Genomic DNA, 10,586 nt, shown 5'->3' with positions numbered 1-10,586 from the left:
GTACCTGCGAACTCTTGGACCCTGTTGTGTTCTCGCTGCGGGATCTTTTTCCCGAGTGGCTCCGCCACGAGGGAAAAAGCCGTCCTCGCGAGAAGGAAGCTGAGAACCCGCGGGTGGTCGGCTTTTCGACGTGGGCTATGCGCTGACGCGCATACAGGCACGGCCTCCGGCCGCAGGGCAGGCTTGGCTTCGCAGCCCACTGCACGGCTTCGCCGCGAGGCACGGCTACGCCGCCGAGCAGGCTTGCTTCGCCGCCCAAGGCACGGCTTCGCCGCTAGAGGCGCGGCCTTTGGCCGCGAGGCAGGCGTGGCTTCGGTTGTCGGGGGATCGGGTTCCTCGGTTGCGGGTGTTCGTGCTGGGGGGAGTCCTGGTGTCGGGGGTTCCCCCGTTCGGATGAGAATCGGCAGAATGGGGCTCGTGGCCGAGACGGAAGAGCAGTTGCGGCAGTGGTTGGTGAGCACCGCGGAGCGGCAAGGGGCCGCGGTGGTGCACGTGGCGGCGGACGAGGCCGGTGCCGCGTACGCGTTCTCCGTCGGGGCGTGGAGACGCTTCGGCAAGCCGGAGGTCGTGGTTATCGGCCTGCCCCGCGACGTGGCGCAGGCGGTGGTCGACACCTACGTCGCCCGCGCGTCCGCGGGGGAGCGCTTCACGCCCGGGCAGCTCTACGCCGGGTTCCTGGAAGGCTGCCCGGTCACGTTCGAACGGGTGGCCACGCGGCACTTCCCGGAGTTCCTGGGCAGCGCGTTCGCCGTCTACCAAGGCGCGACCTTCCCCGCCCTGCAGCTGATCGTGTCCGCGCCGGACGGCACCTTCCCGTGGCAGCCGGACGCGCCGGGCGGCTTCGCCGAGTACCAGCCGGTGCTCACCGACAGCGGCGCTCCGGAGTACTGGACGCCCGGCGTCGACGGCCCCTGAGCGTCCGGAGGGGGCGGTGCGGCGCGGACCGCGCGGACGGGTGATCATCGGGTGTGTCGTACGGGGGGACCGGCGCGGTCGGCGCGTAAGGTGTCGAACGGGTGTTCCCGCCTCGTCTGAGGGGGCGGGCCCGTCGCGCGGACGACTCCGAACGCGGATGATCGACCCCCGATGATCCTGAGCCTGATGATCCCGACCCCGATGTTCGAAGTGCCGAGGAGGAAGTCGTGCGTGTGCTGGGAGTCGACCCGGGGCTGACCCGCTGCGGGATCGGCGTGGTCGACGGCGGGCGGAACCGGCACATCTCCTGCGTGGCGGTCGGTGTCGTGCGCACCCCGCCCGGCGACGAGCTCCCGATGCGGCTCAAAGCCGTCGCCGACGCCGTCGAGCAGTGGATGGACGCCCACCAGCCCGAGGTGGTGGCCATCGAACGCGTCTTCAGCCAGCACAACGTGCGTTCCGTGATGGGCACCGCGCAGGCCTCCGGAGTGGTGGCGCTCGCCGCCGCCCGCCGCGGGCTGCCCGTCGCGTTCCACACGCCCAGCGAGGTCAAGGCCGCCATCAGCGGCTCGGGCCGGGCCGACAAGCGCCAGGTGACGCTCATGGTCACCAAGGTCCTCGGGCTCAGCGAGGCGCCGCGGCCCGCCGACGCCGCCGACGCGCTCGCACTGGCCGTCTGCCACCTGTGGCGGGCGCCGATGACCTCCCGGCTGGCCGCGGCGGAGGCCAAGGCCGCCGAACTCGCCAAGGCGCACCGTCAACGGCTGCGGGACGCCCGGCGTTCCTCGGCAGGCAGAGGAGACCCCACACGATGATCGCTTCGGTACGCGGCCCGGTGCTCTCGATCGGGCTGGATCACGCCGTGGTCGACGTCGGCGGCCTCGGCTACGCCGTGCACGCCACCCCGGCCACGCTCGCCGGGCTGCGCCGCGGTGAGGAAGCGCTGCTCGCGACGACGCTGATCGTCCGGGAGGACTCGCTCACCCTCTACGGCTTCGCCGACGCGGAGGCGCGGGACCTGTTCGTCCTGCTGCAGACCGCCTCCGGTGTCGGGCCCAGGCTGGCGTTGGCGACGCTGGCGGTGCTCTCGCCGGAGCAGCTCTGCCACGCGCTCGCCGACGGGAACCTGACGACGCTCACCCAGGTGCCGGGCATCGGGAAGAAGAGCGCCGAACGGCTGATCCTTGAACTGCGCGACAAGGTCGGCACGCTCGCCGGCAGCGGTTCCGGTGTCCAGGCGGGCGCGCCCGACCGCGGACGGGTCCGCTCCGAGGTCGCCGAAGCGCTGGTGGGCCTCGGTTTCTCCGCGAAGCAGGCCGAGCAGAGCGTGGAGGCGGTGCTCTCCGCCGACGGCGCCCCCGCCGACACCTCGGCGGTGCTGCGCAAGGCGCTCGCCACGCTGGGGCCGCGATGAGCGACGTGTCCTTCGACGACGAGTCCTTCGACGACGAACCCCTGCCCGGAGCGCTGCCGGGTGAGGGACCGCTGGACCCGCAGCAGGAACCGGCCGAGCAGGACGTCGAGAGCACGCTGCGCCCGCGCAGGCTCGCCGAGTTCGTCGGCCAGCCCCGGGTGCGCGAACAGCTGCAACTGGTGCTGCACGGCGCGCTCAACCGCCGGGAACAGCCCGACCACGTGCTGTTCTCCGGGCCGCCCGGCCTCGGCAAAACCAGCCTCGCGATGATCATGGCGGCGGAGCTCGGCGCGGCGATCCGGGTGACCTCGGGCCCCGCGCTGGAACGGCCCGGCGACCTCGCGGCGATGCTGTCCAACCTCGCCGAGGGCGATGTGCTGTTCATCGACGAGATCCACCGCATCGCTCGGCCCGCCGAGGAGATGCTCTACCTGGCGATGGAGGACTACCGCGTCGACGTCGTCGTCGGCAAAGGTCCCGGGGCCACCAGCATTCCGCTGGAGATCGCCCCGTTCACGCTGGTCGGCGCCACCACCCGCTCCGGCACGCTCACCGGCCCGCTGCGGGACCGGTTCGGCTTCACCGCGCACATGGAGTTCTACACGCCGGACGAGCTGGAACTGGTGGTGCGCCGCTCCGCCGGGATCCTCGGCGTGGACCTGCGCCCGGACGGCGCCACCGAGATCGCCCGCCGCTCGCGCGGCACCCCCCGGATCGCCAACCGCCTGCTGCGCCGGGTCCGCGACTACGCGGAGGTGCGCGCCGACGGAGCGGTGACCCTGGAGGTGGCGCGAGCCGCGCTGGAGGTCTACGACGTGGACGAGTTCGGCCTGGACCGGCTCGACCGCGCGGTGCTGTCCGCCCTGGTCAGGTCCTTCCACGGCGGTCCGGTGGGCGTAACCACCCTCGCCGTGGCCGTGGGGGAGGAACCGACCACGGTCGAGGAGGTCTGCGAGCCGTACCTGGTCCGCGCGGGCATGCTCGCCCGCACCTCCCGCGGGCGCGTCGCGACCGTCGCGGCCTGGCAGCACGTCGGGCTCACCCCGCCCCCGCACGCCCCCGGCGAGTCCCAGGCCGCCCTGTTCGAGTAGTCCGTCGGGGCTTGTGAGACCGGGCACTCCGCTAGCGATAGGCTGCGCCGCGTTGACGGCCCCGGTGGCCTCGCCGGAGATCGGTTCGGCCCCTCGCGGTCGGCGGGCGGCGCAGGGCCCATCGACATGGCTGGCACACTGGAAGCGCTATATCCGAACAATTCGGGCGCCCCCGGCTGGTGGCCAGGGCCGTCCCCACGGCATCCGCCGAACGGAGCATTATGTCTTTGGAATCCTTGTTCCTGCCCCTGCTGATCGTGCTGCTCGCCGTGCCGATGTTCCTGCAGGCGCGCAAGCAGAAGCGGGCCATGCAGGAGCAGCAGAAGCTGCAGAACTCGCTCGAGGCGGGTGACCGGGTGATGACGACCTCCGGCCTGTTCGGCACCGTCGTGTCGAGCACGGACGACAGCATCGACCTGGAGATCGCGCCGGGCGTCGTCACCACCTGGGTGCGCGCCGCGGTCCGCGAGAAGGTCGTCACCGACGCCGAGGACACCGCGACCACCGAGGACGCCGAGACCGAGCGGGACGAGGCTCCGGTCGCGGAGAAGACCGAGGTCAAGGACGAGAAGGACACCACCGAGGTGCCCGCCTCCGAGTCCACCGCCGAGGTCGCCGAGCCGATCGAGAAGCAGAAGACCAGCTGAACCGGAACGGCCGGTGACCGCACCGGCCGCCCGCCGCGCTCCCGGTGACCGACAGGTGCCGGGTTTCGGCCGGAGCCGTCGAGTCGCCGCCGTGGTGGCGGCGACTCCGGCTCCCGCCTGTTCCGGCGCCGATTCGCGGAATTCACGCGGTGAAGTCGGAGTCGCCGGAAAATCGAGATCTCATCGATGCGATTTTTCGGTGTCGCTGCCGAATTTGCTCCGTCCCGCTCGTTGAGACGTGGCGTGTTTACGAACCGCGAGGTGCCTGGCCCGGCCCGCTCGCGCCGCTCGTCCGCTCTGCCCGTTGCGGGCGGTATTCGCAGATCGCAGCCTTGCGGGCCCGCCCCTCGCGACCCCGGTCAGGGCTCACCTGGCAGACTGGAAGCGGGCTTTCCTAGATCGTCCGGCGTGCTCGTGCTGTTCGGGCGCGTACTGTGATCAACGGTCGTTCCGGCCTTCCGGCGTGACCGATCATCCGGGGCATCAGATCGCGGGCGCTTCGCCCTGCGCATCCGGTGTTCCGACCGATTCGTAGACCGTGGACAGGAGACCGACGCACCGTGGCACCTCCGGCCGGGCAGATCCGCCCAGGGCGTTACCTCGCGATCTTCGCGCTGATCGTCGTGGCGCTGTATGGACTGGTGTTCCTCACCGGCGATCAGAAGCCCCACCCGAAGCTGGGCATCGACCTGCAGGGCGGCACCCGGGTGACGCTCACCGCGCGCACCCCGAACGGGGAGCCGCCGCCGCAGGAATCGCTGAACCAAGCGCGGCAGATCATCGAGACCCGCGTCAACGGCATGGGCATCAGCGGTTCCGAGGTCAACCTCGACGGCTCCAACCTGGTGATCACCGTGCCCGGCGAGGGCGGTGACCAGGCCAAGCAGCTCGGTCAGACCGCGGAACTGGAGTTCCGCAAGGTCGTGCCGAACATGGTGGCGCCCGTGCAGGCGCCGCCTCCGCCGGGACAGCCGTCCGGGACGGCCCCGCAGGCCGCGCACGCCCAGCAGCCGCCCTCGCAGGCGGACCCGGAGGCGCAGCGGGCGGCGATCGACGAGGCGAAGAAGACCCGCCAGAGCACCGACCCGAACGTGCAGATGCAGGCCTTGCAGGCCCTGGACTGCAACGCGGAGGACCCGCTGCGCGGCAACGCCGACCCGAAGCTGCCGCTGGTCGCCTGCGACCAGGAGAAGACGCAGAAGTTGGTGCTGGAGCCGGTGTTCATGCCGGGCACCGACATCGCCAACGCGGCGGCCATGCCGCCGAACGAGCAGAACCCCGGCTGGACGGTGAACCTGGAGTTCACCGGTGAAGGCGGCAAGCGCTGGGCGGACTTCACCTCGGCGAACGTCGGGCAGCAAGCCGCGTTCGTGCTCGACGGCGAGGTCGTGTCCGCGCCCCGGATCAACGAAGCACTGCTCGGCGGCAGCGCCAACATCAACGGCGACTTCAACCAGCAGACCGCCACCGACCTGGCGGACGTGCTCAAGTACGGCTCGCTGCCGCTGGCGTTCGACCAGTCCGAAGCCGAGACGGTCTCCGCGACGGCGGGCGTCGCTTCGATGGAAGCGGGCCTCATCGCGGGCGGCATCGGCCTGATCCTCGTCGCGGCGTACTGCCTGGCCTACTACCGGCTGCTCGGCGTGCTCACCGTGCTCTCGCTGGTGCTCTCCGGTGGCGTCGTCTACGGCGTGCTGGTGCTGCTCGGCAGGTGGATCGGCTTCACCCTCGACCTCGCGGGCATCGCCGGTTTCATCGTCGCCATCGGCATCACCGCCGACTCGTTCATCGTGTTCTTCGAACGCCTCAAGGACGAGATCCGGGAAGGCCGGACCTTCCGGTCCGCGGTGCCCAGGGCGTGGATCCGGGCGCGGCGCACCATCTTGTCCGCCGACGCGGTGAGCTTCCTGGCCGCCGCCGTGCTCTACGTGCTCGCGGTGGGCCAGGTGAAGGGCTTCGCGTTCACCCTCGGCATGTCCACGGTGCTCGACCTCGTCGTGGTGTTCCTGGTGACGCACCCGCTGGTGGCGCTGGCATCGAAGAACAAGTTCCTGTCCAAGCCCTCGGTGTCCGGGCTCGGCTCGGTGCAGCGCCTCGCCGCTGAGCAGCGGTCCGCGCGCCGCCGGGGAGCTTCCACCGCGAAGGAGGCCTGACGGTGGCCACGCAGAGCACCGCCGATGACGGCGGCACCCGGCGCACGAGCGTCTTCGAACGCCTCTACATCGGCAACGGCGCGTTCGACATCGTCGGCAAGCGCCTCCGCTGGTACGTCTCGCTGGGCCTGCTGGTCCTGGTGTGCATCGCCGGGATGGGCATCAAGGGCTTCAACCTGGGCATCGACTTCGAAGGCGGCACCAAGCTCCAGGTGCCCGCGGTCGGAGCGCAGGGGCCGATCAGCACGGACCAGGTCCAGGACGCGTTCCAGGACGCGCTCGGGCACCGCGCCGAAACGGTGCAGCTCGTGGGCACCGCGGGCAACCAGACCATCCAGGTCCGGACCGAATCGCTGACGCCGGCGCAGGTCTCCGACGTCAAGGAGACCCTGTTCGACCAGCTCAAGCCGCTGGGGACCGACGGGCAGCCCAGCCCGGCCGCGGTCAGCGACAGCGCCGTCAGCGGTACCTGGGGCGGCGAGATCACCCAGCAGGCTCTGCTGGCGCTCGGCGTGTTCCTCGTGCTGGTGACGGTGTTCCTGGCCTTCTACTTCGAGAAGTGGATGGCGGTCGCCGCGCTCATCGCGCTGCTGCACGACGTGGTCGTCACGGCCGGGCTGTACGCGCTGATCGGGTTCGAGGTCACGCCGAGCACGGTGATCGGCCTGCTCACGATCCTCGGGTTCTCGCTCTACGACACGGTCGTGGTGTTCGACAAGGTCAAGGAGAACACCCGCGGCCTGCTCGGCCTGACCAGGCGCACCTATCCGGAGGCCGCGAACCTGGCGGTGAACCAGACGCTGATGCGCTCCATCAACACCTCGGTGATCGCGCTGCTGCCGGTGGCCGGTCTGCTCGTGGTGGGTGCGTGGCTGCTCGGCGTGGGCGTGCTGCGCGACCTGGCCCTGGTGCAGCTGGTCGGCATGATCGCCGGTGTCGTGTCGTCGATCTTCCTGGCCACGCCGCTGCTGGTGGACTTCAAGATGCGCGACCGCAAGTACCAGCAGCAGGCCGCGAAGGTGCGCCAGCGCCGGGCGAAGGCCGCGGCGAAGGAGGCGGGCGAGCCCGTCCCCGACGAGCCGCAGCAGGACGCTCCGGAGCGGGAACTGGCCGGCGCGTCCTCGGTGACGAGCGTTCCGGTCGGCAAGAAGTCCGGGGAGCCGGGGCCGCAGTCCCGCCGCCGCCCGGCGGGCAAGTCGAGCCGTCCTACCGGGAAGAAGCGTCGCTGATGGCGGATTCCGACGTGGTGCGGGTGATTCATCCCACCTTGAGCAAGGCGTCGCGGTTGATCCGGGAGGTCCCGGACTTCCCGGAACCGGGTGTGCTGTTCCGCGACATCAGTCCGCTGCTGGCCGACGGCGAGGCGCTCTCGACGGTCGTCACCGCGCTCGGTGAAGGCCACGAGTTCGACGTCGTCGCCGGGGTCGAAGCACGCGGTTTCCTCGTCGGCGCGGCCGTCGCGCAGGCCTACGGCACCGGTGTCGTGGGCTTGCGCAAACCGGGCAAACTGCCGGAGGTGGCCGACCGCATCGACTACGCGCTGGAGTACGGAACGGCAAGCCTGGAGCTCGCCGCCGACACCATCAGCGCTGGTCAGCGCGTTCTGGTCGTCGACGACGTGTTGGCGACCGGCGGCACCCTCAACGCCGCGTGCGAACTGCTCGGGCGAGCGGGCGCGAAGGTCTCGGCCGCGGCGGTGGTGCTGGAGCTGACGGCGCTGGGCGGCCGGGACCGGGTGCTCGGCGCGGACGTGCACGCGCTGCTGGCGGTGTGACGATCTTCAGCGAAGCTGATCGGCTCCGGTGAAGTGTTGACGTCGCCTCAAAGCTGAGAGTGACCGTTCAACGTTTCGGGGGACGGCCGGGGAGGGGCGGTAGCCCGAACGGCGTTATTCTCGATGCCCGGGTCGTGACCACCTCAGGATCCGGGTGCAACGTCCCCTCCATGCCCGGGAGCGAGCGGTGAGCCAAGACGTCGAGTCTCCTGTCTCAGCAACCGAGCAGGTGCGTCCCGCCTCGGCTACCAGGCGGGTACGTGCCCGCTTGGCCAGACGGATCACGGCGCAGCGCGCCGCGGAGGTCAAGCAAGTGCTGGAGCCGCTGGCAGCGGTGCACCGCGAACTGCATCCGCACGCCGACCTGGCACTGCTGCAGCACGCCTACGACGTCGCCGAGGACAAGCACAGCCACCAGCGCCGCAAATCGGGTGATCCCTACATCACCCATCCGCTGGCGGTCGCCACCATCCTGGGTGAACTGGGGATGGACACCACGACGCTGGTGGCGGCGCTGCTGCACGACACGGTCGAGGACACCGACTACTCGGTCGAGCGGCTCAGCGCGGACTTCGGTGACGAGATCTCGCACCTCGTGGACGGCGTCACCAAGCTCGACAAGGTGAAGCTGGGCGCGGCGGCCGAAGCCGAGACCATCCGCAAGATGATCATCGCGATGGCCCGCGACCCGCGCGTCCTGGTGATCAAGCTGGCCGACCGGCTGCACAACATGCGCACGATGCGCTTCCTGCCGCCGGAGAAGCAGGCCCGCAAGGCCCGCGAAACCCTCGAAGTGCTCGCCCCGCTCGCGCACCGCCTCGGCATGGCCACCATCAAGTGGGAACTGGAGGACCTGGCCTTCGCCATCCTGCAGCCCAAGAAGTACGACGAGATCGTGCGCCTGGTCGCCAACCGCGCCCCCTCCCGCGACACCTACCTGCGCACCGTCACCGACGAGCTCTCCGCCCAGCTCGGGACCGCGCGACTCGCCGCGAAGGTCGAAGGCCGCCCCAAGCACTACTACTCGATCCACCAGAAGATGATCGTCCGAGGCCGCGACTTCGACGACATCCACGACCTGGTGGGCGTGCGGATCCTCGTCGACGAGGTGCGCGACTGCTACGCCGCGATGGGCGTGGTGCACGCGCTGTGGCAGCCGATGCCGGGCCGGTTCAAGGACTACATCGCCCAACCCCGCTTCGGCGTCTACCAATCGCTGCACACCACGGTGATCGGCCCCGAAGGCAAGCCGCTGGAAGTGCAGATCCGCACCAGCGAGATGCACCGCACCGCCGAGTACGGCATCGCCGCGCACTGGCGCTACAAGGAGACCAAGGGCCGCAACGGCAGCGGCGGCCAATCGGCCGTCGAAGTCGACGACATGGCCTGGATGCGCCAGCTGCTGGACTGGCAGCGGGAAGCCGCCGACCCCGGCGAATTCCTGGAATCGCTGCGCTACGACCTCGCCACCCGCGAGATCTTCGTGTTCACCCCCAAGGGCGACGTGATCACGCTGCCGTCCGGGTCGACGCCGGTGGACTTCGCCTACGCGGTGCACACCGAGGTCGGGCACCGCTGCATCGGCTCCCGCGTCAACGGCCGCCTGGTCGCCCTGGAGCGGAAGCTGGAGAACGGCGAAGTCGTCGAGATCTTCACCTCCAAAGCCGAAGGCTCCGGGCCGAGCCGGGACTGGCTGTCGTTCGTCGCCTCCCCGCGCGCCAAGGCGAAGATCAAGCAGTGGTTCGCGAAGGAACGCCGCGAAGAGGCCATCGACAGCGGCAAGGAAGCCATCACCAAGGAGATCCGCAGGCTCGGCCTGCCGGTGCAGCGCCTCGTCACCGCCGACTCCATCGCGGCCGTCGCCCGCGAACTGCACTACGTCGACGTCACCGCGCTGTACGCGGCGGTGGGGGAGCGGCAGGTCTCCGCGCACCACCTCGTGCAGCGGCTCGTCGCGCTCATCGGCGGCGTCGAACAGGCCGAAGACGAGATCGCCGAACGCTCCACCCCGTCGACCGTGCAGCAGCGGCGCCGCAGCACCGGCGACTCCGGCGTGGTCGTCAAGGACGCCGGCGACGTGTGGTCCAAGCTCGCCCGCTGCTGCACCCCGGTGCCCGGCGACGAGATCCTCGGATTCGTCACCCGCGGCGGCGGCGTCAGCGTGCACCGCACCGACTGCACCAACGCCGACGACCTGCGCAAATCCCCGGAACGGCTGGTCGAGGTGTACTGGGCGCCGTCGGCGTCCTCGGTGTTCCTCGTCGCCATCCAAGTGGAAGCGCTCGACCGGCACCGGCTGCTCTCCGACGTCACGAAGGTGCTCGCGGACGAGAGGGTGAACATCCTGTCGGCGTCGGTGACCACGTCGAAGGACCGGGTAGCGGTGAGCCGGTTCTCCTTCGAGATGGGCGACCCGAAGCACCTCGGCCACGTCCTCAAGGCAGTACGCAACATCGAAGGCGTCTACGACGTGTACAGGGTTACGTCTGCGGCGTGACCGGGCCCGCCCGGTCGTTTTGGCTTGGGTGTCCGGGTAGCGGAACCTCAGCGGCTTCCTCGCTGCGGGATCTTTTTCCCGAGTGGCTCCGCCAC

The 10,586-nt window shown here is 70.3% G+C and carries 9 protein-coding genes; all 9 read left to right on the top strand.

The annotated features are described in order from the left end of the window. The first annotated feature begins 408 nt into the window (after positions 1-408). The 9 genes from ACWD38_RS29145 to ACWD38_RS29105 all read left to right on the top strand — a co-directional run bounded on the left by ACWD38_RS29145 (position 409) and on the right by ACWD38_RS29105 (position 10,491). Entirely contained in the window at positions 409-915 is a 507-nt protein-coding gene (locus tag ACWD38_RS29145) for a DUF4262 domain-containing protein (RefSeq protein ID WP_184478104.1), read from the top strand. 227 nt (positions 916-1,142) lie between these two features. Further along, complete coding sequence (gene ruvC, locus ACWD38_RS29140) at positions 1,143-1,730, top strand: crossover junction endodeoxyribonuclease RuvC (protein ID WP_184478105.1); 588 nt, start codon at positions 1,143-1,145, stop codon at positions 1,728-1,730. After that, a complete protein-coding gene (ruvA, locus tag ACWD38_RS29135) occupies positions 1,727-2,329 on the top strand; it encodes a Holliday junction branch migration protein RuvA (protein WP_450125345.1) in 603 nt (200 codons plus the stop codon). The genes ruvC and ruvA overlap by 4 nt, the downstream gene beginning before the upstream one ends. Then, the gene (gene ruvB / locus ACWD38_RS29130) at positions 2,326-3,420 is read left to right on the top strand and encodes a Holliday junction branch migration DNA helicase RuvB (protein WP_450125344.1); all 1,095 of its coding nucleotides are present in this window, start codon (positions 2,326-2,328) and stop codon (positions 3,418-3,420) included. The genes ruvA and ruvB overlap by 4 nt, the downstream gene beginning before the upstream one ends. A gap of 221 nt (positions 3,421-3,641) precedes the next feature. After that, positions 3,642-4,067 carry a preprotein translocase subunit YajC gene (gene yajC / locus ACWD38_RS29125; RefSeq protein ID WP_450125343.1) on the top strand — a complete coding sequence of 142 codons (426 nt, stop codon included), beginning with the start codon at positions 3,642-3,644 and terminating at the stop codon, positions 4,065-4,067. 560 nt (positions 4,068-4,627) lie between these two features. Further along, positions 4,628-6,220 carry a protein translocase subunit SecD gene (secD, locus tag ACWD38_RS29120; protein WP_184478108.1) on the top strand — a complete coding sequence of 531 codons (1,593 nt, stop codon included), beginning with the start codon at positions 4,628-4,630 and terminating at the stop codon, positions 6,218-6,220. 2 nt (positions 6,221-6,222) lie between these two features. Then, on the top strand, positions 6,223-7,449 hold the full coding sequence (gene secF, locus ACWD38_RS29115) for a protein translocase subunit SecF (protein WP_184478109.1): 1,227 nt from the start codon (positions 6,223-6,225) through the stop codon (positions 7,447-7,449). Continuing rightward, positions 7,449-7,994 carry an adenine phosphoribosyltransferase gene (locus ACWD38_RS29110; protein WP_184478110.1) on the top strand — a complete coding sequence of 182 codons (546 nt, stop codon included), beginning with the start codon at positions 7,449-7,451 and terminating at the stop codon, positions 7,992-7,994. The genes secF and ACWD38_RS29110 overlap by 1 nt, the downstream gene beginning before the upstream one ends. Before the next feature lie 187 nt (positions 7,995-8,181). After that, the gene (locus ACWD38_RS29105; protein WP_184478111.1) at positions 8,182-10,491 is read left to right on the top strand and encodes a RelA/SpoT family protein; all 2,310 of its coding nucleotides are present in this window, start codon (positions 8,182-8,184) and stop codon (positions 10,489-10,491) included. The last annotated feature ends 95 nt before the right edge of the window (positions 10,492-10,586 follow it).

This window comes from Saccharopolyspora sp. NPDC002578 (assembly GCF_053592695.1).
The sequence above is the reverse complement of the archived record's forward strand: the minus strand, read 5'-3'. Positions and strand labels throughout refer to the sequence as shown.

What these genes read in the sequence shown, in the direction of transcription:
- yajC (WP_450125343.1), top strand. Translation starts at nt 3,642, where the DNA reads ATGTCTTTGGAATCCTTGTTCCTGCCCCTGCTGATCGTGCTGCTCGCC.
- ruvB (WP_450125344.1), top strand. Translation starts at nt 2,326, where the DNA reads ATGAGCGACGTGTCCTTCGACGACGAGTCCTTCGACGACGAACCCCTG.
- ruvA (WP_450125345.1), top strand. Translation starts at nt 1,727, where the DNA reads ATGATCGCTTCGGTACGCGGCCCGGTGCTCTCGATCGGGCTGGATCAC.
- ACWD38_RS29110 (WP_184478110.1), top strand. Translation starts at nt 7,449, where the DNA reads ATGGCGGATTCCGACGTGGTGCGGGTGATTCATCCCACCTTGAGCAAG.
- ACWD38_RS29145 (WP_184478104.1), top strand. Translation starts at nt 409, where the DNA reads ATGGGGCTCGTGGCCGAGACGGAAGAGCAGTTGCGGCAGTGGTTGGTG.